Origin of the sequence: Clostridium sp. AF20-7, assembly GCF_003479275.1 — a bacterium.
Taxonomy (GTDB): domain Bacteria; phylum Bacillota; class Clostridia; order Lachnospirales; family Lachnospiraceae; genus Otoolea; species Otoolea fessa.
The window spans coordinates 273268-297572 of record NZ_QUGF01000003.1 but is presented as its reverse complement, the minus strand read 5'-3'; the positions used below and the strand labels follow the sequence as shown (position 1 = coordinate 297572).

19 protein-coding genes and 1 other RNA gene are annotated in these 24305 nt (G+C 48.1%); 5 read left to right on the top strand and 15 right to left on the bottom strand.

The genetic code is table 11. The features are described from left to right. The first annotated feature begins 24 nt into the window (after positions 1 to 24). A complete protein-coding gene (locus tag DWX68_RS04435; RefSeq protein ID WP_118628700.1) occupies positions 25 to 573 on the top strand; it encodes a DUF4364 family protein in 549 nt (182 codons plus the stop codon). Between the two features lie 192 nt (positions 574 to 765). Here the strand turns inward: DWX68_RS04435 and glmS are convergent, their stop codons facing one another. Further along, a complete protein-coding gene (gene glmS / locus DWX68_RS04430; protein WP_118628699.1) occupies positions 766 to 2607 on the bottom strand; it encodes a glutamine--fructose-6-phosphate transaminase (isomerizing) in 1842 nt (613 codons plus the stop codon). Positions 2608 to 2995: 388 nt separating this feature from the next. Here glmS and DWX68_RS04425 point away from each other — a divergent pair, with 388 nt between their 5' ends. Beyond that, positions 2996 to 3985 carry a site-specific integrase gene (locus DWX68_RS04425; RefSeq protein ID WP_118628698.1) on the top strand — a complete coding sequence of 330 codons (990 nt, stop codon included), beginning with the start codon at positions 2996 to 2998 and terminating at the stop codon, positions 3983 to 3985. On the opposite strand, the gene DWX68_RS04420 is transcribed toward DWX68_RS04425, so the two are convergent. Next, positions 3921 to 5462, bottom strand: a complete 1542-nt coding sequence (locus tag DWX68_RS04420; protein ID WP_118628697.1) for a carboxypeptidase M32 — start codon at positions 5460 to 5462, stop codon at positions 3921 to 3923. The two genes, DWX68_RS04425 and DWX68_RS04420, sit on opposite strands and share 65 nt — an antisense overlap. Before the next feature lie 358 nt (positions 5463 to 5820). Between DWX68_RS04420 and DWX68_RS04410 the strand changes: the two genes are divergently transcribed. Both DWX68_RS04410 and DWX68_RS04405 read left to right on the top strand, forming a co-directional pair. Then, positions 5821 to 6273: an NUDIX hydrolase gene (locus DWX68_RS04410; protein ID WP_022358438.1), complete on the top strand. Its 453-nt coding sequence runs from the start codon at positions 5821 to 5823 to the stop codon at positions 6271 to 6273. A gap of 524 nt (positions 6274 to 6797) precedes the next feature. Next, a complete protein-coding gene (locus DWX68_RS04405; protein ID WP_117796454.1) occupies positions 6798 to 8114 on the top strand; it encodes a 6-phosphofructokinase in 1317 nt (438 codons plus the stop codon). 202 nt (positions 8115 to 8316) lie between these two features. Here DWX68_RS04405 and DWX68_RS04400 read toward each other — a convergent pair whose 3' ends face one another. The 8 genes from DWX68_RS04400 to leuC all read right to left on the bottom strand — a co-directional run bounded on the left by DWX68_RS04400 (position 8317) and on the right by leuC (position 17172). After that, a complete protein-coding gene (locus tag DWX68_RS04400; RefSeq protein ID WP_243027528.1) occupies positions 8317 to 10623 on the bottom strand; it encodes a SpoIID/LytB domain-containing protein in 2307 nt (768 codons plus the stop codon). Positions 10624 to 10670: 47 nt separating this feature from the next. Next, the gene (locus DWX68_RS04395) at positions 10671 to 11927 is read right to left on the bottom strand and encodes an AI-2E family transporter (RefSeq protein WP_118628695.1); all 1257 of its coding nucleotides are present in this window, start codon (positions 11925 to 11927) and stop codon (positions 10671 to 10673) included. Positions 11928 to 12047: 120 nt separating this feature from the next. Next, a non-coding RNA gene (ssrS, locus tag DWX68_RS04390) (6S RNA) lies at positions 12048 to 12228 on the bottom strand. 138 nt (positions 12229 to 12366) lie between these two features. Beyond that, complete coding sequence (locus DWX68_RS04385) at positions 12367 to 13029, bottom strand: HAD family hydrolase (RefSeq protein WP_118628694.1); 663 nt, start codon at positions 13027 to 13029, stop codon at positions 12367 to 12369. Positions 13030 to 13328: 299 nt separating this feature from the next. After that, complete coding sequence (locus DWX68_RS04380; RefSeq protein WP_022359395.1) at positions 13329 to 14150, bottom strand: cell wall hydrolase; 822 nt, start codon at positions 14148 to 14150, stop codon at positions 13329 to 13331. A 579-nt stretch (positions 14151 to 14729) separates the two neighbouring features. After that, positions 14730 to 15197 carry a Cys-tRNA(Pro) deacylase gene (ybaK, locus tag DWX68_RS04375; RefSeq protein WP_117796452.1) on the bottom strand — a complete coding sequence of 156 codons (468 nt, stop codon included), beginning with the start codon at positions 15195 to 15197 and terminating at the stop codon, positions 14730 to 14732. 40 nt (positions 15198 to 15237) lie between these two features. Next, positions 15238 to 15723 carry a 3-isopropylmalate dehydratase small subunit gene (gene leuD / locus DWX68_RS04370; RefSeq protein WP_022359393.1) on the bottom strand — a complete coding sequence of 162 codons (486 nt, stop codon included), beginning with the start codon at positions 15721 to 15723 and terminating at the stop codon, positions 15238 to 15240. Between the two features lie 183 nt (positions 15724 to 15906). After that, positions 15907 to 17172: a 3-isopropylmalate dehydratase large subunit gene (gene leuC, locus DWX68_RS04365; protein ID WP_022359392.1), complete on the bottom strand. Its 1266-nt coding sequence runs from the start codon at positions 17170 to 17172 to the stop codon at positions 15907 to 15909. A gap of 352 nt (positions 17173 to 17524) precedes the next feature. On the opposite strand from leuC, the gene DWX68_RS04360 reads away from it, so the two are divergent. Then, entirely contained in the window at positions 17525 to 18409 is an 885-nt protein-coding gene (locus DWX68_RS04360) for a LysR family transcriptional regulator (RefSeq protein WP_118628693.1), read from the top strand. A 245-nt stretch (positions 18410 to 18654) separates the two neighbouring features. Here the strand turns inward: DWX68_RS04360 and DWX68_RS04355 are convergent, their stop codons facing one another. The 5 genes from DWX68_RS04355 to nspC form a co-directional block, all read right to left on the bottom strand. Next, complete coding sequence (locus tag DWX68_RS04355) at positions 18655 to 19845, bottom strand: acyltransferase family protein (RefSeq protein ID WP_118628692.1); 1191 nt, start codon at positions 19843 to 19845, stop codon at positions 18655 to 18657. 126 nt (positions 19846 to 19971) lie between these two features. Beyond that, positions 19972 to 20994 carry a ketol-acid reductoisomerase gene (gene ilvC / locus DWX68_RS04350; protein WP_118482033.1) on the bottom strand — a complete coding sequence of 341 codons (1023 nt, stop codon included), beginning with the start codon at positions 20992 to 20994 and terminating at the stop codon, positions 19972 to 19974. A gap of 136 nt (positions 20995 to 21130) precedes the next feature. Continuing rightward, positions 21131 to 21631 (bottom strand): acetolactate synthase small subunit, encoded by a 501-nt coding sequence (gene ilvN / locus DWX68_RS04345; RefSeq protein WP_022360536.1) that lies wholly within the window; start codon positions 21629 to 21631, stop codon positions 21131 to 21133. A gap of 260 nt (positions 21632 to 21891) precedes the next feature. After that, positions 21892 to 22890, bottom strand: coding sequence for an NAD(+) diphosphatase (gene nudC / locus DWX68_RS04340; protein WP_118628691.1), 999 nt, complete (start codon positions 22888 to 22890; stop codon positions 21892 to 21894). A 169-nt stretch (positions 22891 to 23059) separates the two neighbouring features. After that, complete coding sequence (gene nspC, locus DWX68_RS04335) at positions 23060 to 24232, bottom strand: carboxynorspermidine decarboxylase (protein ID WP_118628719.1); 1173 nt, start codon at positions 24230 to 24232, stop codon at positions 23060 to 23062. Between the last annotated feature and the right edge of the window lie 73 nt (positions 24233 to 24305).

Genomic DNA, 24305 nt, shown 5'->3' with positions numbered 1-24305 from the left:
AAATAATAATAAAGGAGTTTTTCCATGCTGGCTGAACCGATGACACTTTACAAACTGATGAATCTCTATATGCTGCACCAGGTCAATTTTCCGCTGACCAACGCGCAGCTCTCCAATTTTTTCCTGGATCGTGAGTACACCACGTATTTCACACTCCAGCAGGCTTTGAACGAGCTTCTGGATGCAGGTCTGGTAAAAAAGGAGACGATGCGGAACAGCTCCCGCTATGAGATCACTAAGGAGGGCGAGGAAACGCTGGAATTTTTCGGCAAAAACATCTCTCCTGCCATCGTCAGCGACATGGATGAATACCTGAAACAGAACCGCTTCCGCATGCGAAACGAGGTAGGACTGATCTCCGATTTCTATAAATCGACCAATCAGGACTACATCGTTCACTGCGAGGTGCGGGAAGGAAAAGCCGTTCTTGTCAATCTCGATATCTCCGTTCCGGATAAGGAGCAGGCGGAAATCATGTGCAATCACTGGAAGGATCGAAGCCAAGAGATTTATGCTTATGTGATGAAATCTTTGATGAGTGAGCATGGAGTGGAGAGAAAAAAAGGACGATAAAAAATCGCATACGAGACGAAAAAGAGAGTCCTCCGCGTGATTGCAAAATCACACGGAGGACTCTCTTTTTCTGTTTAGTTTCAAGCAAAAAACAAGGTCTGCGTCTGACATTTTATGCCTTTTGCAAACCTTGTCTTTTCTTTCCATTTATATTACTTTTCTAGATCTATAACAACACCATAAAAAGCTCTATTACTCTACCGTAACACTCTTCGCCAGGTTTCTAGGCTTATCTACATCCAGTCCCTTCGAAACACTTACATAATATCCCAGCAGCTGCAGCGGCACAACCGCTAAGCTCGGTGTGAAGTGCTCGTCAGTCTTCGGTACATAGACTGCGAAATCGACGGTGTCTTCAATATTGTAGTTGCCTGCAGTTGTGAGTCCCATGAGGTAAGCGCCGCGGCATTTTACTTCTACCATGTTGCTGATCATCTTCTCATACAGGGCTTCCTGGGTCAGGATGCTGACTACGAGGATACCATCCTCAATCAGGCTGATGGTTCCGTGTTTTAATTCTCCAGCTGCATATGCTTCGGAATGGATGTAGCTGATCTCTTTTAATTTCAGGCTGCCTTCCATGCTGACTGCGTAGTCGATGCCGCGGCCGATGAAGAACACGTCTTTTGCATTGGCATATTTCGCTGCGAACCACTGGATGCGTTCTTTGTCATCTTCGAGCAGCTTCGCGATCTGATCCGGCAGTTCCTGCAGGGCTGCAAGGAGTTCTTCATATTTTTCTTCTGTGATCGTACCGCGCACATGGGCGAACTGTACGCCCAGAAGATATCCGGCAACCAGCTGTGTGCTATATGCCTTGGTGGTCGCCACCGCGATCTCCGGTCCTGCCAGTGTGTAGAAAATATGATCTGCCTCACGTGCAATCGTGGAACCTACCACATTGACAATCGCCATCGTAGGAACGCCCTGGCTCTTTGCCAGACGCAGGGCTGCCAGGCTGTCGGCTGTCTCGCCCGACTGGCTGATGATGATAACCAGACTGTTCTCTTCCAGAATCGGGTTCCGATAACGGAACTCGGAAGCCAGCTCGACGCGGACCGGAATACGCGCCAGATCTTCGATCACATACTGCGCTGCCACGCCTGCATGGTAAGCAGAACCACACGCTACGATATAAATACGCTTTAACGAACGAATGACGTCATCGGAAAGTCCCGCCTCGGTCAGGTCAATATGACCATCGCGGATGACTGAATTTAATGTATCCCGAACCGCACGCGGCTGTTCATGGATCTCCTTAATCATGAAATGCTCATAACCTCCCTTTTCAGCAGCTTCTGCATCCCACTCAATCGTCACAAGCTCCTTCTGAATCTCTTCCTGATCAATATTATAGAAAGTAACCTCTCCCTTATGTAAGCGTCCCAATTCCTGGTTGCCGATATAGTATACCTTGCGGGTATATGGAAGCAGGGGCGGAACATCCGACGCGATAAAGGATTCACCCTCGCCTACTCCGATGATCATCGGGTTATCCTGACGGGCTACAAAGATCTCCTCCGGATAATCCTTAAACATAACCGCCAATGCATACGTGCCACGGATACGCATCATCGCACGCGCCATCGCATCGAGCGGTCCCTCGTTGTATTTCTTATAATAATGATCGATCAGCTTTACAGCCACCTCTGTATCAGTATCTGAATAAAACGTATATCCATTTTTAATCAGTTTTTCGCGAATTTCCTGATAGTTTTCGATAATACCATTGTGAACTGCTACCACGCTGCGGTCATCCGTGCAGTGCGGATGTGCATTGTTCTCAGACGGCTCCCCGTGTGTCGCCCAGCGGGTATGACCGATACCGCAGTTGCCCCGCATTGCGCGTCCATTGTCTGTCTTCTCTGCCAGCGCGCGCAGACGTCCCTTCGCCTTTACAACCTCTGGTACACCTTCTCCGTCTCTGACTGCCAGACCTGCTGAATCGTATCCACGATATTCAAGCTTCTCCAGACCCGCTAATAAGATCGGAGCCGCCTGCTGGTCTCCTGTATATCCTACGATACCACACATATAATTATTCCTCCTTTTTTCAACCAAGCGAGCCGCTGCCATCATATCGCCTCAGACACTCCCGCCTTCGTATCTCTATCTCAAGAATATGATAAATCTATTGATTCTTCAAAATAGAATCTTCTATAAAATATGTCGTTTATCCCTAAATAGCGCCTGACCGGCACCTTCGATATAGACCTTCTTCTCAGTCATGTACATATTCTGTCTCATTATACCAAAAAAGAATCTTCTTGTCAGCATTTGCTGTAATATTTTCGTCAGTCATCATATAGACACATCTCATTTTAAAACCCTCCGCCATAAGCAGTCACATATTTCTTCTGCATATCTGCCTGTAAAATAACGATTGTCCACGACAACTATTTTTTATACAGGAGGTTTCATCATGAAAAACGAAACAATGTACTTTAACGATCTTCTTTCCATCTGGCTGGAAAAGCAGAAACAGGCGCGAGCCCTGTCTACCTATGTGAAATACCGGCATCTGGCAGACCGTTATATCTCCCCTTATTTTAGATCCATCCAGCTTTCAAAGATCGATCTGCCTATGCTTCAGACATTCCGCAATTCCCTTTTATCCCCGGATTCCCTGCATCCGCTTGGGAACGGAACTATCCGCTGTATTCTTCTGCTCGTCAACTCCATTCTGCGTCTTTCCTATGAAACCGGGCAGACAAACGGCATTCTCTATCTCCCGCCCCGTCTTCCAAAAAAGCGCCCGGAAGTACCTGTTTTTACCCTTCAGGAACAGGAACAGCTCGAACACTATCTAACTGCCCATACAGGAATCTCCGAAGCCGTCATCTATCTGGGACTCTATACAGGGCTGCGGGTTGGAGAACTCTGCGCCCTGCGTTGGGAAAATATTCATTTTTCCGATCGCTATCTCCATGTCCGACACACGGTGCAGCGCCTGACGCGCCTTGACACAACCCATAAATCAGAACTCATTTTATCCGGTCCCAAAAGCATCTCCTCCAACCGTTTGGTTCCCCTGCCCGCTTTCCTTCTGTCGATCCTACAGCCCTATTCTCATCCGGAACACCCGGATTATTTTCTGCTGTCACAATCTGCCAGCTCCCCGATGGATCCGCGAACCTTCCAGAATCACTACCAGCGCATTCTATCACAAGCCGGACTGCGCTATCTGAATTTTCATGCAATCCGGCACACGTTTGCCACCCGCTGTATCACAAATGGCATGGATCCCAAAACGCTCAGCGAAATTCTGGGACACTCCGATTTGAAAGTCACGCTTGAATACTATTTTCATTCCTCTCTGGAATTCAAGAAAGAACAGATCGACCGCCTTACTGCTCTTTCTCCGGCCGTCCATACTTCTCTTCCAGATATGCCACATAATATGACGGATTAAAATCTTCCCCCGTCATATCGCGCAGGATCTGACGGCTGTCCTTCAATTTGCCATACTGGTGAATATTTTTCCGCAGATATTCGCGGATTTCTCCCAGGTTTCCAGCCTCCAGTAGTTTTTCTACCGGCAATTCCTTCTTCATCTGGTGATAAATCTGCGCGCCAAAGGCATTTCCTAATGCATAGGACGGAAAATAGCCGATCGATCCCTGTGACCAGTGAATATCCTGCAGTACGCCCTCCCGATCCGTGGATGGGCGTACTCCCAGGTATTCTTCATACTTATCATTCCAGATCTGCGGCAGTTTCTCGACCTCCAGATCCTCCTCAATCAGCATTTTCTCAATTTCATAGCGCACCAGCACATGCAGCGGATAAGAAAGCTCATCCGCTTCCGTCCGGATCAGCCCCGGAACGGTTCTATTAACCGCCGCCAGAAAATCCTCCAGACTCGTCTCCGTCAGCGGGCTTCCAAACATCTGCGCCACTTTTCCATAAATCGGTTTCCAGAATGCATGGCTGCGCCCCACGATATTTTCAAAGAAACGGGACTGGCATTCATGCATTCCCATCGAAGTTCCCTGCCCCACCAGCGTCTGTGTCAGGTCATCCCGGATGCCAAATTCATAGATAGCATGTCCCGTCTCATGCAGCACGGAAAAAATCGAAGAATCAATTCGTTTCTGATAATGCGTCGTGATCCGTACATCATGATTGTGCAGATTCGTCGTAAACGGATGGGCGCTGAGTGCCAGTACTCCCCGGTCAAAATCAAAGCCCTCATATTCTGCTAGGAAACGCGCCGCCTCTGCCTGCGCCGCCTCCGGATAATCTGCGGATAAAAAGGCGTCCGGAACCATCTTCGAGCGCTCTGCCGATTCTTTCAAAAGCGGCACGATTTTCCCTTTCATCAGCTCAAAAAATGGATCTAACATCTCCATATTAAAACCTTTTTCGTAGGTATCCAGCATCACATCGTAAAGCTTCTGTCCCGGCTTTGCCCGGTACGCCGCAAATTTCTTCTGATAGGAAATAATCTCCTTCAAAACAGGGGCAAATGAAGCAAAATCATTTTTCTCTCGCGCACGCGTCCAGATTCCCGTCGCACGCGCCGTAAGTTCTGCATACGCACGGTATTCCTCCGGCGGAATGCAGGAAAGCCGCTCCTGCTCCTCGGCTGCTTCCCGGAGAATTGCCGACTGCACCTCATCAAATACGCCCGCATTCTCTTTTTCTGCCTTCTGGCAGACATCCAGCAGCTCCTTAAAACGCATTGACGCCAGAATCTCCTGATACTGCTCCGAAAGTGAACCTATCACCCGCGCGGTATGCTCCGCTGCACCCTTCGGCGCCAGCGTCTCATCATCCCACTCAAACAAAACCATCGACGTCTGAAGCGCCATCGCCCGCTCCAAAAGAGACTGCAGCTCCTCAAACTGTTTTTTTACATTCTGATTCTTCTGTTCTGTCTGTGCCATTTTCCTGCCTCCTGTCTTTTTTTCGTAATTCTATCATCCAAATTCTGTGTATTTTTTAGGTTCCGCTGCACATATGCCTGCATTCTTTTGTAATATGAGCCATTTCCATCTTCATCATACCAGATTTTCTTTCTTCTGTTTCTTATATCTTTCTTATGATTTTTTACAGTCCACACATTGTGCAAACTGTAACAGGATTTTCTCATGATGCCTTATGTGACTTTCCAATCTTGCATAATCATGCAAAACGCGGTATACTAAAACCAGTATAAATCATATGCATAAAGCTGGTTCCCGGCACACGGATATACGCCACGAATCAACTTCCATGCACACACCAGGACAGGAGGGATTGCAGATGATCGAAGCAACGAGCTGCGGCGGTGTGGTTATATTTCGGGGAAAATTACTCGTTCTTTACAAAAACTACCGGAACAAATACGAAGGCTGGGTTCTTCCCAAAGGAACCGTAGAACCGGGCGAAGACTTCAAGCAGACCGCCCTCCGGGAGGTTCATGAGGAGACTGGCGTCGCCGCCTCCATCATCAAGTACATTGGCAAAAGCCAGTACACCTTCAACACCCCTCAGGATACCATCGAAAAGACCGTGCACTGGTATCTGATGATGGCGGACAGCTACTACAGCAAGCCGCAGCGCGAAGAATACTTCGTCGATTCCGGCTACTACAAATTTTACGAAGCCTACCACCTTCTGAAATTTTCCAACGAAAAACAGATCCTGGAAAAAGCCTACAATGAGTATCTGGATCTGAAAAAGGCAAATTTGTGGGGGAATCGGAAATACTTTTAATCACAAGAACAAAGAGGCTGTTGCAAAATCATTATCAAAAATAGATGATTGAGCGGCAGCTTCCATTTCTCTGCAAGCTAATCTGGGTTAAAATTCGCGGTTTTCCTGTTAAAAAAGGCTTTTCGGTAATTTCCTATGAAACAAAAAAACACCCCGTCCGCTGCACAAAGCCAACGAACAGGGTATTAAAAAGGGGAGGATAAGTATTCAAAAATTTCTCTTTTGTGATACTAACAGTATGACCCGTTTCTGTTATTCTATACATCAATCTCCAAATTTTTATACGCCTTTTATCTGCTTCCGAGTATCCGGTTTTCATATTATTTATCATACATACCTTTTTCCCTTGCTTTCTTCCTCTCTTTCCGTTACAATAGATACGTTTTGAGTTGTACTTTTTAATTTATTTTTACCTCTATGAAAAATACAACTCCAGCAAATCATTTTATGTACATTTTTATATTGATTTGAAACTTTTTATATCATAAACCTTGTACTTACCTCACAAAAAGGAGATTTACCTTATGAACAAGAAAAACATCTTAGTCGGACAGTCCGGCGGACCGACCGCGGTTATCAATGGGAGCCTTTACGGCGTTATCTGCGAAGGTGCGCGCCACAGCGATGCGGTTGGCTGCGTCTACGGTATGATCAATGGAATCGAGGGCTTTCTCGCGGATTCTTATATGAACCTTTCAGAAACACTCTCCGATGACGATCTGGAACTTCTTCGCCTGACTCCGGCGGCGTATCTGGGTTCCTGCCGTTTTAAACTCCCTGAGAACCTCTCCGACAGCTTCTACCGCGTCCTCTTTGAAAAACTGGAGCGGCTGGACATCGGCTATTTCTTTTACATCGGCGGCAACGACTCGATGGACACCGTCAGCAAGCTTTCCCGCTATGCGGCGCAGATCAAAAGCCCGATCCGCTTTATCGGCATTCCCAAGACGATCGACAACGATCTCGTCCTGACCGATCACACGCCGGGATACGGCAGCGCTGCCCGCTATGTCGCTGCATCCGTCCGTGAAATTGCGCTGGACGCCTCTGTCTATCAGCAGAAATCGGTCACCATCGTTGAGATCATGGGACGCCATGCCGGATGGCTGACGGCTGCCTCTGCCTTAGCACGCAAGGAAGCCGGTGACAATCCGCTCTTAATCTATCTGCCGGAAGCTCCATTTGAGCTGGCACAATTTAATGACGACTTAAAGAAAGCGTTTGAAAAGACAGCGAATGTCATCGTCTGCGTCTCCGAGGGCATCCGCGACCACGGCGGTCGTTTTATCTGCGAATATTCAACCGAAGCCCAGGTCGACACCTTCGGTCACAAAATGTTAGCCGGATGCGGAAAAATTCTGGAAAATTATGTCCGCAACCAGTTCGGCGTCAAGGTGCGCTCGGTCGAGCTCAACGTCAACCAGCGCTGCTCCGGTCTCACCGTTTCCGCTACTGATCTGAATGAGGCCGAGATGGCAGGTCGTTTCGGCGTCCAGGCAGCCCTGGACGGTCACACTGGGCAGATGGTGGCATTTGAGCGTGAGACTGATACAGCTGCTTCTGAACCTGTTCATGCAGCTGCTGCCGTTTCAAACGCTGCAGACTTAGGCGCAGCATCCGCTTCATGCGTAAAACATCGTAACACTGTATATAAAATTCATCCAGTTCTCAAGGATGTCAATCTGATCTGCAATCAGGAAAAGAAAGTACCTGCTGAGTGGATCACGAAAAACGGTACCGATGTCAGCGATGATTTCCTGGCTTACTCGCAGCCGCTGATCCAAGGGGACGTTTCCCATATTATGGAAAACGGACTTCCAAAATATTTGTACCGCAAATAGTCCGTCACGCAGTATAACTGCTTCATCCTTGAATCCATACAAGTAGCAGAAAAAGAGACGCTTCTTTCATTTTACGGATGCGTCTCTTTTCTACTTAATTATACATAATACCTGAATTTTTTCTAATTTACCCCAATCACACACTCTTATCATTTGGGGAGGAATCCTGACCGTGCCCTTTCAGCGCAGCCATCTTCTAAATCTAATCTTCCTCACAATCCCGAATTTCAACCCCATCATAAAAGAACATCAGAATCTCTTCATAATTCTTGCCTTCGCGCGCCATCTCCTGTGCGCCGTTCTGGCTCATGCCGACTCCGTGACCGTAGCCGCCGCCCCAGATGGTAAATGTGCGGATGTCTTTTTCCTCATCCCTGGCAGTTTCATCCACCGAGAAAAAGGCACTCGGTAGCGTACTCCATCCTGTCAGTTCGGTTCCGTCATTTTTCTTATAAACGAGTGATTCCGAGCCGAGGACACTCCGGATCTGACTCTGACCTTTCAGTGTCTTGGTTCCCTCGCTTCCGACGATCTGCACCGTCTGGGCGATGCCACCCGTACCGCGGGAAGTCACAAAAATACCCTGAATCTCGCCGATGGTATCTACCTTCTGCTGCAGCTTCTTATTCGTGATCGTTGTTTTCCAGCGGTACATCGGGAACGAGGAATCATAATTCTGCTCACCCTGTCCCTGGATAAACTTGAGAAATGTGTCGTTGTCCGTCAAATCCGGAATCTTCTTCTTTTCCGTCAAACCGATCCCTTTCAGATACGGAACCTCGTCTTTGCTGGCGCCCCAGATCGTTCCATCGGTCGAATATCCGCAGGAAGTTGAAAAATAATACGTCTCCGCCGGAGTATCGTTGTAATATACAATCTTCCCGTCCGTCTCCTTGACTGCCAGATTCGTCCGCTCACTGCTCTCTGTATTATTGTACACCTGATAGTTCGTGCTGTCATCAACGTGTGCGCCGTAACGGCTGTAGGCATTCGCCTTGATCTGCCGGTAGGCATACGTCCGTGCGCAAACTGCCTGCGCCTTGAGCGCCTCCAGCTCATAATTGGATGGCATCTCGCTCGGCACTACGCGTGTCAGGTAATCTTCGACGTCCAGCTCATTGATCAGAAGCAGCCCATCCGACTCCTCGCTCAACTCGAAGCTGCCGAAATACGACGGCGTTCCCTGCGCCCGCTTGGTGCTCAGGATGCGGATCTCCTTCTGCGGATCTTCCAGCGTGATCGTCATGCGCCCTTCTTTCAGACGGTCATCGCCAGGACTCACGGACAATTTCGTTCCCGGGCTCAAAGTCTCCTCTGATTCGCCCCAGGTCACATGCATCGTGCTGTCCGACTGGAGTACCACTTTCGTGTGAAACAAGGAGGAATAATCATCATTCATGATCAGCACGCGGATGTTCGTCGCTGAAAAATCATGATTTAAGAGTGCTGCGCAAACCTTTTTGCCAGCCACGACAAATTTTCCCAGATCATAGCCGACCAGCACATCCCGCTTTTTCTGCTCCTTGACGACTCCATATGTTTTATACACTTTAAAATCATCGTCCAGTTTCAGCGTTCCGTACCCGTCAATCTCGATCGTATCATCCTTGACCGAGAGCACCTTTCCTTCGATCATGTCTTCCTTGAGCGACAGCTTGCGGATCTTGCCCTTATCCAGCTCGACATCCGCCAGCACGCCATCGGTACGATCCTTGAGCTTTTCTTCCTCTGGAAATGTCCGGACGATCGTGCCAATATACACATTCATCCCACCCGATTCTCCCGGAACGATCCAGACATTCTTATATGTAACTTTTTCAGACTGTACGCCGCACAGCTTGATGATCGAACCATCACGCTCATAGACCTCGATCTTCCGATCGATGCAGGCATCCAGCGACACGCCCTCAAAATTCATCGTTCCCTGATCCGTATATGCCGTCCATGCCGCTGCTTCCTTCACATTTTTCGGTGTTCCATAAAGCACCAGCTTCTGTTTTTTGACCGCGTTTTCCGAATCTGCCTTTTTTAAGAATGACTCATAAAACAGCCACCATTCTTCCTTCGGCATTGCCTTTTTATATTTATTTTTAGATACATTCAGGGCGCTCGAAAGCCCTTTGGAAACACAATCCGCCGCATATGCCGCTTCGCCATAGGTCAGTGCGCCCATCGCGTAGCTTTTACTTATCTTCTCGTCTCCCGGCTCCAGATAGCCTTCCTCAATCATATAGTCAATATATTTGGCATACCATTCATCCTGATCCGGCGTTCCAAAATGGCTTCCGTGTTCTCCCTGCGACGCAACGATGTCGTCCCGGTCTGCAAATGATAACGCCATAGCTTTCGATGCCATGGCGCGTGAAATATCATTATCCGAGTGATCCAAAAATACAATTGCAAAGAGCAGGAGTGCCAGAAAAGCCGGAATCGCCACTGCCCAGTAAACCAGCTTTTTAGGTTTCAGAGGCTGTACTGCCTTTCGCGATCTGCCTGTTTTCTTTTCCATATTTCTCCAGCCGCCTTTATTTTTTAACTGTCCTTTCTCATTCACAGTCACTTTTTATTTAACTCCATAAACGTTCCTGTTTTCTCATCAATGTGGTCTAACTTCCGGTATTCGTCTGTCTCCATCGGCAATTTTCGAAGCCGCAGTGACCGGTGCACCGCGCGGGAGATCAAGTCATAGATAACCGCAAATGCCGGTACAGCGATAATCATGCCGACGAAACCAAAGAGTCCGCCAAAGAAGAGAATCGAAAACAGTACCCAGAAACTCGAAAGTCCTGTCGAATTGCCCAGGATCTTCGGTCCCAGAATATTGCCGTCAAACTGCTGCAGAAGCAGAATCCAGATGAGGAAATACACACACTGGAGCGGACTGACCAAGAATACCAGGAACGCTGCCGGTATCGCACCGATGAACGGTCCAAAAAAAGGTATCACATTCGTCACACCGATAATGACGCTCAAAAGCATCGGGAACGGCATATTTAAGATCGTCACACCGATGAAACAGATAATACCGATAATGAGGGAATCCACCAGCTTGCCGATGATGAAGCCGCCGAACATCTGATTAATAAACCGGAGCTCCTCGATTACCAGATTCGCCTGTCTTAGATTCAGGCAGCCATAGACAATCTTCTTTCCCTGTGCTGCCAGTGTATCTTTGATATTTAGCAGATACACCATGACGATCAGACCGATCAGCCAGTTTTTGATAAATTCCAGGACACCCAGCACGCTGCTGGAAAGGCCTGTCACGATCTGTCCAATCCGGTGCATATCAATGTTGGTAAACGATTTCTCCGCCCAGTTCTGAAAAACTGCCAGGTTATTTTCAAAACTGCTCAGAACCATATTTTCGATCTCCGGATTATTTTTCAAAATACGCTGAATCCATTCATACACATTCTGCACATACAGCGGAAATGAATCCTGAATGCCGATCAAACTCTCGATCAGCTGCGGGATCATAAGCTGGAACATCCCTACCACAAGCACAATAACCAGCCCCAGACATGCTGTCGTCGCAAGCATCCGGGCTGCGCCACGGACGTATTTGGAATTCTTAGTGACAGAGCCAAGGGTCTTTTCCACGATCCCTGCTACCCAGTTATATGCCGGGGCGGTCAGATACGTCAGCACCGCACCGCAGAGAATCGGCGCAAGGATTTTCACAACCTTGCGGGTGCCCGCCGACACCACATCCCAGTGTTGGATGCTGAACCAGAGCAGTATGCAGACCGCAATCACCGAAACTGCCGTCATACCCATATAAATGTATTCTTTGAAATCTCTTTTTTCCATACTTATGTTCTTATCCGTTCCTCTTTTCTGATTTTACAATGTGCTTCTGGAAAATGTTACATTTTCTTTACACACTTTCTTTTACAGAGAAAGCAGCGATTGCTCGCTGCTTTTATCCTTTGTAACCCCAAAATGCCGGCTCTTACCATATTGACGCCTAGCGCTGCTAGGTGGGCAACCTCACTTAGATTTCTGTCTTCCACTCGAGAGGAGGCCTGACATCCATCTAAAAATATCGGAATCCCGTTAGTCAAAATGTAGGTTCAAAAAAAGCAAGAGTTGTCGAGCATCCCAGGAATTACAAATATTCTCTTTTGATACGGCTATTATACCGCAAGTCGGATGTTTTTTCAAGTTCCATTTTCTGATAATGCGGTCAGGTTGTTACTGTTCAGGTTATCCATCTCTCTATCTCTTTTAAGAAGCTCCTTTTTTTCTTTTATACTTCTCCCCACTTCATCAGGAAATCTCCCAGCTCTTCCACCGTCTCAATCTGGTAGTCTGCCCCATTTTCCGTAAACTCTTCCCGGGAACCATATCCATACAGCACTGCCGCACATGGGAGCTGATTTTCATGCGCCCCGATAATATCGTGTTTCCGGTCGCCCACCATGATAACCTTCGATTCCTTCGGTGTTGTTCCCAGACGGTCCATCGTGTAGGCAATCACATCGCCTTTGCGGACCCGGATCTCCTCCATATCCGCCCCGCCAACCAGGGTAAAGTAGGAAAGCAGATCAAAATGCTCCAGAATCTGAATAGCAAACGGTTCCGGCTTCGAGGTTGCCACCGCCAGCGTAAGACCGGCATCCTTTAAACGTGCCAGCATCTCCCGGATTCCCGGATAGACTTTGTTTTCAAACATTCCCTGTTTCGTAAAATATTCGTGGAAATGGTCAATCGCTTCGCGCGCCTGCGCTTCGCTGAATCCGTAATATTCTTTAAAACTGTCCGACAGCGGCGGTCCGATGAACGGACACAGTTTATCCAGATCCGGCTCATCGATCCCGTATGCCTGCAGCGCATGCTGGACAGACTTTGTGATGCCTTCCTTCGGATCTGTAAGGGTTCCGTCGAGGTCAAATAGTATGATATGGTTCATATGGTTCGTTCTCCTTATTGTAGTCCGCGGTGCATTACTCCGCAGCACACCAGCTTGAAAAAACTACGTTTTCATTGCTTACGACCATTCTAATACATTTTACGCAAAAAAGAAAGACAACTTTTCTCCAGCCATCTTTCTTTTCTGTGTTTCCGTTACTGTTCACGCATACGTGCCCAGCAACGAAATTTGCCGTGGCTTCGCATTTAAATACGGCAAATTTCTGCTGCCACCACGTTTTCTTACGGCACTTTCGGTTCCAAAAGTGCCTACCCGTGAACAGTAACGTGTTTCACTCTTTATTTGTAAAATTCATGTCCACCATGCTGCATGACATAGGTCAGCTTGCCATCGAACCAGCGTACATTGGAGGAAGCAGAGATTCCGCGGTTCATGAAGTACAGGGCGCCGCCCGAGTAATCCTCGCCTTCCAGTGCACGATTGACGCAGTCAATTGTCTGCTGCGTTACCTTACAGCTGTTGATCGTTCCATCCAGTACCGGTGAGAACTGGGATGGTTCGTACACAACGGCTTTAACGCTGTTCGGGAATTTCTTGTTTTTCACCCGGTTGATGATTACATTTGCAACCAGTATCTTTCCCCTGTCGTCGCACACACCCGCCTCCGCCTGCACAATTTTCTGCAGAACACTGTAATCTTCATCGCTGTAAGAGATGACTGCGCGTTCCCGGCGCTCCCGTTCTTCTGCTTCCTGCGCCGCCTGCTGGGTCTGCATTCGTACTTCTCGTTCGATTACCTCTACTTCCAGAGCTTCCTTCGCAAGTTCATCCTGAATCCCCTGCTCCAGTCTCTGTCCAAGTAGATGCTGACTTTCCTCGTTGGAGGCGAGAATCGTAAATTCTGATAAGCTCTCTGTCTCTGTCGTTTCTTCTGACTGCAGCATTTCTGTCAGTTCCACATCATCCGGATATTCCCGGTGTGCCGAGGCTGCATTTTTGCCAACGCCGCCAAAACTGACCGAATTAAATGCTATCACCGTCACAACCGCTGCCCCCGTCATCAATACGGCTGCGGTCCGGTACATCCTTTTTGTCACACGGACAAATAATGCCTTTATAAACTGATAAGCAGTCTGAAGAAATGTGTCAATGCTTGGCATACACTCTCCTCTTTCTATCAGTGCAGTCCTCCCAAAACCGGTCTGACTGCCATTTAACATCTGCGGCATCTTCTTTGGCTGTCTGATTTTTTCTGACAGCTACGGACAGATCGTTACTGTTCACACACGTGTGCCCAGCAACGGGATTTTGCCGATGCTGCGCATTCCAAATCGGCAAAATCTGCTGCCAGAACTGTATCGTACGGAATTTTCAGTTCAGAAAATTCCTACCTGTGAACAGTTACGACAGATCCTCTCTGCCTGTGCCGCTTCCTTCAAGTGACGGGAGACATTATATGTGGTTTCCGGCTTCAAAGTCAACGTCTTTTTTACATTTTTGTGACAAATCACGTTCTCATTTAACTTTTCCTTAATATTTATGTGAGCATTTTATAAACTTTTTTGCTTTTTCTTCCCAATTTTTATAAACTTTGGCTGGTATAAAATTTTCATTTTTTTACAATTCTGTTAAATTCTGCCCGTCAAAAAAACAGGCGAATCAAGTCGCCTGTTTTTTATGTCAACTGTAATAGAACAATTATGGTATCTGTAAAGGTGTCAGACAGACTCCTTACCACTCTAGATCAGCGCTACAAACTGTGCATCCACATATTTTGCAAGTTCCTCCGGATTCAGAATGACCTGAACACCTCTCTGACCCGCGCTGATGCTGATTTTGTCGAAAATCTGCGCTGTTTCTTCTATATAAGTAGGGAACTTCTTTTTCATGCCGATCGGGGAACAACCACCTCGCATATAGCCGGTCAGCGGAAGAAGTTCCTTCATATGGATCATCTCCACTTTCTTGTCCTTGGAAGCCTTTGCCACCTTTTTCAGGTCCAGCTCCTCATCGACCGGGATACAGCAGACCAGATAGCCGTTCTTATCGCCCTTTAAAACGAGCGTTTTGAACATCGTGTCATGGTCCATCCCCATCATATCCGCCGCATGGCTGCCGGATAAGTCGTCCTCATCTACTTCATACTCGCCTGCTTCATAATCGATTCCAGCCGCGTCTAAAAGACGCATTACGTTTGTTTTTGTCATAAGCTAAATCCTTTCTGGAGACAAATTTAGTGCACTCCTCTTATTTCTGGTTGATATAGTTTACCAGTCCACCGGCTGTGATGATCTTCTGCATGAACTCCGGGAACGCCTGCCCCTGGAAGCTCTGGCCGGTGGTTTTATCGGTAATCACACCGCTGTCAAAATCAACCTCTACCTCATCACCAGCCGCGATTGCTTTTGCAGCCTCCGGGCACTCGATGATCGGCAGACCGATATTAATAGAGTTGCGGTAGAAAATACGTGCAAACGTCTCAGCAATAACACAGCTTACTCCTGCACATTTGATTGCCAGCGGCGCATGCTCGCGGGAAGAACCGCAGCCAAAGTTCTTATTTGCTACGATGATATCACCCTTCTGTACTTTATTTACAAACTCTTTATCAATATCTTCCATACAATGTTTTGCCAGCTCGTTGCCATCCGGAGAGTTTAAGTATCTTGCCGGGATGATAACGTCTGTATCTACATTGTCTCCATATTTAAATACATGTCCATTTGCTTTCATTTCTATATCCTCCTGCGATTTATCCTGTTATTTTATTCCAATTCACGAGACAGCACCTGCGGTTGCAGGAACCCCTTCCCCGAACCGTAATATCCGTTTGTAACTGTTCAGCACCTTCACAGTCACCCGCAGATCTACTGAACAGTTACATCCGTTTTACTTATTCCTAAACTTTTATGCCTATTACAGTCCCAGTTCCGCCGGTCCGCTCACTTTTCCGGTAATGGCGCTGGCTGCTGCCACTGCCGGGCTTGCCAGATAAATCTCAGAATCCACGTGTCCCATACGTCCAACGAAGTTACGGTTGGTCGTGGATACACATCTCTCGCCTTCTGCCAGGATACCCATATAACCGCCCAGGCACGGACCGCAGGTCGGAGTGCTGACAACGGCACCAGCCTCGATGAAGGTCTCTAAAAGTCCCTCTTTCATGGACTGTAAATAGATCGCCTGTGTCGCCGGAATCACGATGCAGCGCAGACCTTTTTTCACTTTTCTGCCCTTTAAGATCTCAGCTGCGATACGCATATCCTCGATACGTCCGTTCGTACAGGAGCCAATGACAACCTGATCGATCGCAATGTCACCCACCTCATCGATCGTTCTCGTATTCTCCGGAAGGTGTGGGAAGGATACGGTCGGCTTTAACTCAGATAAGTCTATGGTGTACTCTTCGTCATACTCTGCATCCGGATCTGCCTCATATACCTTGAAATCACGTTTAGAATGCTCTTTTAAGTACTCAATGGTCTTCTCATCAACCGGAAAGATACCGTTCTTGCCGCCTGCCTCGATCGCCATGTTGCAGATCGTGAAACGGTCATCCATGGAAAGGTTCTTGATGCCCTCGCCGACAAACTCCATGGAACGGTACAGCGCGCCATCTACGCCGATCATACCGATAATGTGAAGAATGACATCTTTACCACTGACCCATTTTGCCGGTTTGCCGATCAGGTTGAACTTGATCGCGGACGGTACCTTGAACCAAGCCTTACCGGTTACCATGCCAGCTGCCATATCGGTACTGCCGACACCTGTAGAGAATGCGCCAAGTGCGCCGTATGTACAGGTATGGGAATCCGCACCGATGACTGCATCACCTGCTACAACCAGACCTTTTTCCGGAAGGAGTGCATGCTCGATTCCCATCTCTCCTACGTCAAAATAGTTGGTGATATCATGACGACAGGCAAATTCACGACAGCATTTGCAGTTTTCCGCCGACTTGATATCCTTATTCGGGATAAAATGATCCATAACCAGCGCAATTTTGTCATGATTGAATACCGTCTGGTTGTCCATCTTCTTCATCTCATTGACCGCTACCGGCGTTGTGATATCATTTCCAAGAACCAGATCCAGATCTGCTTCGATCAACTGTCCTGCTTTTACCTCTGCAAGACCCGCGTGCGCTGCCAGGATCTTCTGTGTCATTGTCATTCCCATGATTTATTTCCTCCTGCATATACATACTTGGTAACGGCTCCGATGCCCTTACTGTTATAGGAAAAAACTCTGTTCCAACGGTGCCGCTGCCATCTTTTGCTTTTTTATGTTTGTATTATAGCACCGGTTCTGTTATAATACAAATATATATTATTAATAGATACTATGAGTCGAAGTTATAGTGTCACTGTTCACGGGTAGGCACTTTTGGAACCGAAAGGGCCGTAAGAAAACGTGCCCAGTAACGTTATAGTGTCACCGATTTTTCCGATTGGAATACGAAGCATCCGCAAAATCCTGTCACATTTTGCACAACGTGTGAACTGTAGCTTTATAGATATAAAGGAGTATTATGGAACAACATTTAACCCAGTACCGTATTTTCTACGCCGTTGCACGCGCCGGTAATATTTCCCGCGCCGCCAAGGAACTTTTTATCAGCCAGCCCGCGATCAGCAAATCAATCAGCAAGCTGGAAGAAAGCCTCGGCATGGCACTTTTTATCCGCAATTCCCGCGGCGTCTCCCTGACCGCAGAGGGACAGGTCTTATTTCAGCATGTGGAAGCCGCCTTTGAAGCTCTGGAGCGCGGTGAAAATGAGCTAAAACAGATCCAGAACCTCCACATCGGACAGCTCAAGATCGGCGTTAGCAACACGCTGTGCAAATATATTCTTCTTCCTTATTTAAAAGGATTTATTGCACAGTACCCGCACGTCCGCATTTTGATTGAAAGTCAGGACACTGCACGCACAATCTCGATGCTGGAACAGCAGAAGCTCGACATCGGTCTGATCGCCGAGCCGAAAAACCGCCGCAGCCTTTCGTTTCTTCCCGTCATGCGAATCGAGGACACCTTTGTCTGCACCCGGTCTTATCTGGAAAATCTGCGGATCCGCGAAGGTGCCGACGTCGATCCGTTCGAATCCGGGACAATCCTGTTGCTCGACCGCAGCAATATGACGCGCACCCACATTGATGCGTACTTTGCAGAGCACGGAATTGAACCGAAGCAGATTTTAGAGGCGACGACGATGGATCTTCTGATTGAATTTGCCAAAACGGGGCTCGGAATCGGATGTGTGATCCGCGAGTTTGTGCAGGAAGAATTAAAGGATGGTTCGCTGATCGAACTCCCGCTGGAAGCGCCAATCCGAAACCGGACGATTGGATTTGCTTATCATCCGTCGGCGATGACGCGGACGATGAATGATTTTGTGCAATTTTGTTCGGAATGATGAAATAATTGGCAACACGGACGCCATTTCCTATGAAACGAAAAAGTCCGGCGCATGGCGGTCAAGCTGCCATATGCCGGACTTTTTCTGTTTAGTTCCTATTTTTATCAATTTTCGTAACTGTTCAGTACCTTCACAGTCACGCGCAAAAATTCATTAAAAATTGCCTGCGGCAATGGAATTTTTGCCTGCTGGCCCATGTTTTCGTACGGTCAGCGCAGTAAATGCGCAGACCTACTGAGCAGTTACCGATTTTCTTTTAAAATATTCTTCACACATTTCCACACACATGGAAATATTTTCCCATCTACCAGCCAGACATACACTTTCGAACAAATTCCTATTAAAATACAGCTCAGAACCAGATTCACCCCGATCGCCAGCTTCTCTCCCGCCTCAGAATAAATGCTGTAAAACCAACAGGAAAAGCTGGCAATCACAAGCCAGTGTGTCAGGAAGATTCCCATGCTATACTCGCCGATCCACAGAATCATTTTTTTGAGGGTCTCCGGAAGCCAGGTTTCCAGACCGCCGAGCCAGAAGAGACGGAAGCCTAAAATCATCAGGAATGCAGCAACATGACCATAGAATTCCATGGTTCCGAGTCCGCCTGGAAATCCATGCGCTCCCAATGTGGTTCCGATCCAGAAAGATTTTCGGACGAACCAGATGCTGAAAATCCAGAGGGCAGCACCAAAGATGCCATATTTTCCTTCTCCATCTTTAAGCAGATTCTCTTTTCGCTCTCTTTCTTTCATGGACTTCTCAACTGCCCGCATCAGCAGACAGATCCCATTTCCCAGAAGCAGGCAGATATAAAAGCTGTTCATTCCGATCAGCACTGCCGCGACGCCTGACAGAATCAGGATTTTCTGGCGGGTTCCTACTTCCCGGAGGGCGGATGAAAGTACAAGAGTCAGAATACTTCCCATGAAAGTGTAGGTCAGCATCCAGGACGGACCATAGTACGTTGAATCAGCCTTGAAGATTGTATCAAACCAGGCATAGCGGAGCGCCTTCAGACCGCCTGGCAGATAGCTGTAAAAGTTGCTCAGCCACTCATTTTCCAGGCGCGGCGCAACCCGCACCGTGTAGAAGAGACCGCCCCGGTAAAATAGATATGCCAGCAGAAAGGTGACCGTCAGCGGGCAGGTCAGTTTCAGATAGCGGCGCAGGATCTCTAAGCTCCACGAAGTAAACCGCCCGGAATATACCTTATCGGCTATCAGCATTCCGCTGATCATCAAAAAAAGACTAACCCCGAAGGTTCCATAGCGGAACAGGGGAAGCGGTCCTATTTCCATCAGCGCATTTACCTTATTGCTGCCCCAACTCCCGAATGTACCGAACCAATGACTTCCAAAAACCGCCAGACAGGCGTATGCCTTGATTATATTTACGTCATCATAGCGTTTCATCCGCGTTTCCTTTCCCATTCATATAAAAAGAATGTGCCTTTTTGTGTAATAGAACATTCCAAAGAATTTCCTATGAAACAAAAAAACAGGACCGCTGCAAAACTGCAGCAGCCCTGTATAAGATTTCCTATATTCGAAAAACGATTAGTTGTTGATCAGCTTATCGTTCTCGTTGTTCCAGCTGTAAAGCTTACGGATCTCTGCGCCGACTTTCTCAGACGGATGCTCGGAAGCAAGCTTTCTCATAGCCTGGAAGTGTACCTGACGACCTGCCGGAGACATATCCAGTAAGAACTCTTTTGCAAAGGTACCGTCCTGGATATCGGACAGAATTTTCTTCATAGCTTTCTTTGTCTCAGCGGTAACGATCTTCGGTCCGGTTACATAATCGCCGTACTCAGCTGTGTTGGAGATGGAGTATCTCATACCAGCGAAACCAGACTGATAAATCAGGTCTACGATCAGCTTCATCTCGTGGATACACTCGAAGTAAGCATTTCTCGGGTCATAACCAGCCTCACACAGAGTCTCGAAACCAGCCTGCATCAGAGCGCAAACACCGCCGCAAAGAACTGCCTGCTCACCGAAGAGGTCTGTCTCAGTCTCGGTACGGAATGTAGTCTCCAGAAGACCAGCTCTAGCGCCGCCAATGCCAAGACCATAAGCCAGTGCGCGGTCAAGTGCCTTGCCTGTGTAATCCTGCTCTACTGCTACCAGGCACGGTGTACCTTTACCAGCCTGATACTCACTTCTTACAGTGTGACCCGGTGCCTTCGGAGCGATCATGGTTACATCGACATTCTTCGGCGGTTTGATGCATCCGAAGTGGATGTTAAAGCCATGAGCGAACATAAGCATATTGCCCTCTTCCAGGTTTGGCTCGATGTCTTTCTTGTACATATCTGCCTGAAGCTCATCGTTGATCAGGATCATGATGATATCAGCCTGTTTTGCAGCCTCTGCTGCGGTGTATACTTTAAATCCCTGTGCCTCTGCTTTTGCCCAAGACTTGCTGCCCTTGTAAAGACCGATGATAACATCGCATCCGGACTCTTTTAAGTTCAGGGCATGTGCATGACCCTGGCTGCCGTAACCGATAATAGCAATCTTCTGTCCTTCTAATAAGGATAAATTACAATCTTCCTGATAGTAAATCTTTGCTGCCATTTTTCATTTCCTCCTTGGATCTAACAAAAATAAAATAAATTTATTATAAAGCATAGACCGGCGCCTCTCTGTGCGTCTTTGGACCAAACTTTGTAAACCTGTTGAATGCCTTGTATCCAGTCTATCGACTGATGTACTATGGCAGATAGCGGATATCATCGGCACCTCTGGAAAGACCTGTAAGACCTGTTCTGGCTAATTCCAGAATCTCATAATCTTCCAGAAGATTAATCAGCGCGTCCTGTTTGGACTGGTCGCCTGTCAGCATAACAGTGACAGAATCTTTTCCCACATCGACAATCGACGCACGGAAAATCTCGGAAATTGCATTGATCGCCATCCGCTGGTTCGCATTTGCCCTCACCTTGACGAGCATCAGCTCACGGTATACGGAATGACCTTCCCGCAGTTCCTTTATGTCGTGTACATCTTCCAGTTTTCCAAGCTGCTTCTGAATCTGCTCCAGAACCTGATGATCGCCCAGCGATACAACCGTCATACGGGAGTATCTCGGATCCGCGGTCACGCCAACTGTAAGACTTTCGATATTATATCCGCGGCGGCTGAAAAGTCCAGCCACACGGCTTAAAACGCCGGCAGTATTATCTACCAGCAGTGATAACACAATTCTGCTCATGCAATCTTCCCACCTTGATCTTCTGTCTTGTTCGTATAGCCTTAATGATAGCAACCAATTCTCAGTTTGTCAACTAATTAAAAGGAATGCCTAGCATTCCCCAGAGCTATATCATTACTGTTCACGCATATGTGCCCAGTAACGGAATTTGCCGTGGCTCCGCATTTAAATACGGCAAATTCCTGCTGCCACCACGTTTTCTTACGGCACTTTCGGTTCCAAAAGTGCCTACCTGTGTACATTAACGATATATCAACACATCATTTCTGGTGTTCCTGCCACTTTTTCTCCCAGTCCGGACCGTATTTAAAATACATCTTCATCTCGGTTCCGACACTGATGAGGCGTGCATCGTCCGGGATCTCCTCACGCGTATACCAGCCTGCCTCAGAAAGCTCGTCCTCCTGCAGCCGGATCTTATCGTCCCCATCCAGTTCTGCAAAAAATCCGATCATCTCCGTATCAGTAAATGCCCACGGCTGACTCTTGAAATAGCGGATATTTTTAACTTTCAGCCCGACTTCCTCCATCACTTCGCGGCGGACGGTCTCTTCAAATGTCTCTCCGATCTCGACAAATCCAGCGATCAGCGCATACCCACGGTAGGTACTGTGGTTGACGCGGTAGCGCGACATAAGAAGTTTGTTCCCGTTCGTGATCGCCACGATGACTGCCGGGGAGATCTTTGGATATTCCGTCTGACCGCAGACCGGGCAGACGAGTGCCCGCTCGGTCCGGCTGTCCTGCGTCTTTGCCCCACAGCGTCCGCAAAACTGACGGCTCTGTCTCCAGCGCCACAGCTGCACCGCCGTGATCGCTGCAAATGCCTGGTGCATCGGCTCCATCCCGCGGATGTCGGTTGACGTTTTCCATGCATAGCAAAGCTGCTCCGGCTCTTTTTCTGCCCCTTCCAGTGCACCAGAAGCCATCTTCCCAGCTTCCATATGATTTTTGTCTGAAACAGGCATCTGACCAGCACCTTCTTTTAGCTTTGCCAGAATCTCTTCCGCTTCTTTCTCCGGCACACTGACCAGAAAATACGGCTTCTCATCAACCGAAAAGAGATAAACCGCCCGATCCATCAGTTCCGGAACTGCCTCCTCAATCTCCTCCCGGCGCGGGATAGTAAGCACATGTTCCTCCACGGTCTCACGCAGAAGAATCCGGCTTTTCTGGATGCAGAAGACGTAGTCCTGTGCTCCAGGTTTCTGAATGTGGTATGTATTGTCATAGCGATGTGGTGCGATATCCTGTATCATAACTTTATCTCTCTATCCTTTTATTCTCTAAAACTTGTGTAACCGTTATTCCCATACTGTGTAACAATGTATAACGGCTGTCCTCGCAGACATTCTTTGTAATCTTTCTGCAAGTCATTTCATTTTACTCTTTTTAATAAAAAAATACAATCCCCGATTCGCCCCAAGCTTACAACCGTCCCACAAAATTCTCATATCCAAACGCCCGCACCACTTCCGCTGTCCCATCTTCATGCCGGTATACGATCGACGGAAGCGGCATTCCATTAAAGGTATTATTTTTGACCATCGTATAGAGTGCCATATCGCCAAACACCAGCCGCCCGCCCTCTTTTAGCGGTGCATCAAACGAATAATCCCCGATACAGTCTCCCGAAAGACAGGTTGGTCCGCCCAGGCGGAACGTATACGGCTTTTCGCCCGCTTCTCCCGCTCCGATAAGCGGCGGACGGTACGGCATTTCCAGCACATCCGGCATATGGCAGGCCGCCGAGGTATCCAGAATTGCAATCTGCATGCCGTTTTCCATCGTCTCCAGCACGGAAGTCACAAGAAATCCCGCGTTTAAGACAACTGCCTCGCCCGGTTCCAGGTATACTTCTACCCCATATTTTTCGCGCAGCCCGCGCACCAGGCGGATCAGGCGTTCCCGGTCATAATCTTCTCTCGTAATGTGGTGTCCGCCGCCCAGGTTCAGCCATTTTACCTTTGAAAACCAGGCTCCAAACTTCTCCTCCGCTGCCCGCAGCGTCGTCTCCAGGTCATCTGAATTCTGCTCGCAGAGCGTATGCATATGGAATCCATCCAGATACGGAAGGATAGTTTCTTCAAAGCTTCCAGCCTCCGAAAGCATCGAAAGAGTCGTCCCCATGCGGGATCCCGGCACACACGGATCATAGATCGCGTGCCCCTCCTGCGTGGAACACTCCGGGTTCAGCCGGAGTCCCGCCTGTTTTCCGGCTTTTTTTACTTTTTCACCGAATTTCAGCACCTGCCCCGGCGTGTTAAAAACGATGTGGTCGGCATAATTTAAAATCTCATCAAACTCATCCCGACGGTAGGCGGCAGAAAACACATGGGTCTCCCCGCCAAACTCCGTTTTTCCAAGCCGTGCCTCATAAAGCCCGCTCGCCGCGGTTCCCGACAGATACTGGCGAATCAGCGGGTAGACCGAATACATGGAAAATGCTTTCTGTGCCAGCAGAATCCGGCATCCAGCCCGCTCTGCCGTATCCTTCAAAATTTCCAGATTTTTCTTTAAAAGCGTCTCATCCACCACATAAAATGGTGTGCGGATCGCCGCCGTGTCCCGGAGAACCCCAGCCGCCTCCCGTTCCTGCATCTGTTTTCCTTCCTTTCTTTCTTCCATCTTCCGTGTCCGTTCTCTTCCTGCGCCTAAAAAAACGCAAAATAAA

Coding starts and splice junctions, on each gene's coding strand:
- nspC (WP_118628719.1), bottom strand. CDS start 24,232: ATGCAGGAACGGGAGGCGGCTGGGGTTCTCCGGGACACGGCGGCGATC.
- DWX68_RS04410 (WP_022358438.1), top strand. CDS start 5,821: ATGATCGAAGCAACGAGCTGCGGCGGTGTGGTTATATTTCGGGGAAAA.
- DWX68_RS04380 (WP_022359395.1), bottom strand. CDS start 14,150: ATGCCAAGCATTGACACATTTCTTCAGACTGCTTATCAGTTTATAAAG.
- DWX68_RS04355 (WP_118628692.1), bottom strand. CDS start 19,845: ATGGGAAAGGAAACGCGGATGAAACGCTATGATGACGTAAATATAATC.
- DWX68_RS04400 (WP_243027528.1), bottom strand. CDS start 10,623: ATGGAAAAGAAAACAGGCAGATCGCGAAAGGCAGTACAGCCTCTGAAA.
- ybaK (WP_117796452.1), bottom strand. CDS start 15,197: ATGACAAAAACAAACGTAATGCGTCTTTTAGACGCGGCTGGAATCGAT.
- DWX68_RS04420 (WP_118628697.1), bottom strand. CDS start 5,462: ATGGCACAGACAGAACAGAAGAATCAGAATGTAAAAAAACAGTTTGAG.
- nudC (WP_118628691.1), bottom strand. CDS start 22,890: ATGATACAGGATATCGCACCACATCGCTATGACAATACATACCACATT.
- DWX68_RS04435 (WP_118628700.1), top strand. CDS start 25: ATGCTGGCTGAACCGATGACACTTTACAAACTGATGAATCTCTATATG.
- glmS (WP_118628699.1), bottom strand. CDS start 2,607: ATGTGTGGTATCGTAGGATATACAGGAGACCAGCAGGCGGCTCCGATC.
- DWX68_RS04395 (WP_118628695.1), bottom strand. CDS start 11,927: ATGGAAAAAAGAGATTTCAAAGAATACATTTATATGGGTATGACGGCA.
- DWX68_RS04360 (WP_118628693.1), top strand. CDS start 17,525: ATGGAACAACATTTAACCCAGTACCGTATTTTCTACGCCGTTGCACGC.
- ilvC (WP_118482033.1), bottom strand. CDS start 20,994: ATGGCAGCAAAGATTTACTATCAGGAAGATTGTAATTTATCCTTATTA.
- leuC (WP_022359392.1), bottom strand. CDS start 17,172: ATGGGAATGACAATGACACAGAAGATCCTGGCAGCGCACGCGGGTCTT.
- DWX68_RS04425 (WP_118628698.1), top strand. CDS start 2,996: ATGAAAAACGAAACAATGTACTTTAACGATCTTCTTTCCATCTGGCTG.
- DWX68_RS04405 (WP_117796454.1), top strand. CDS start 6,798: ATGAACAAGAAAAACATCTTAGTCGGACAGTCCGGCGGACCGACCGCG.
- ilvN (WP_022360536.1), bottom strand. CDS start 21,631: ATGAGCAGAATTGTGTTATCACTGCTGGTAGATAATACTGCCGGCGTT.
- DWX68_RS04385 (WP_118628694.1), bottom strand. CDS start 13,029: ATGAACCATATCATACTATTTGACCTCGACGGAACCCTTACAGATCCG.
- leuD (WP_022359393.1), bottom strand. CDS start 15,723: ATGAAAGCAAATGGACATGTATTTAAATATGGAGACAATGTAGATACA.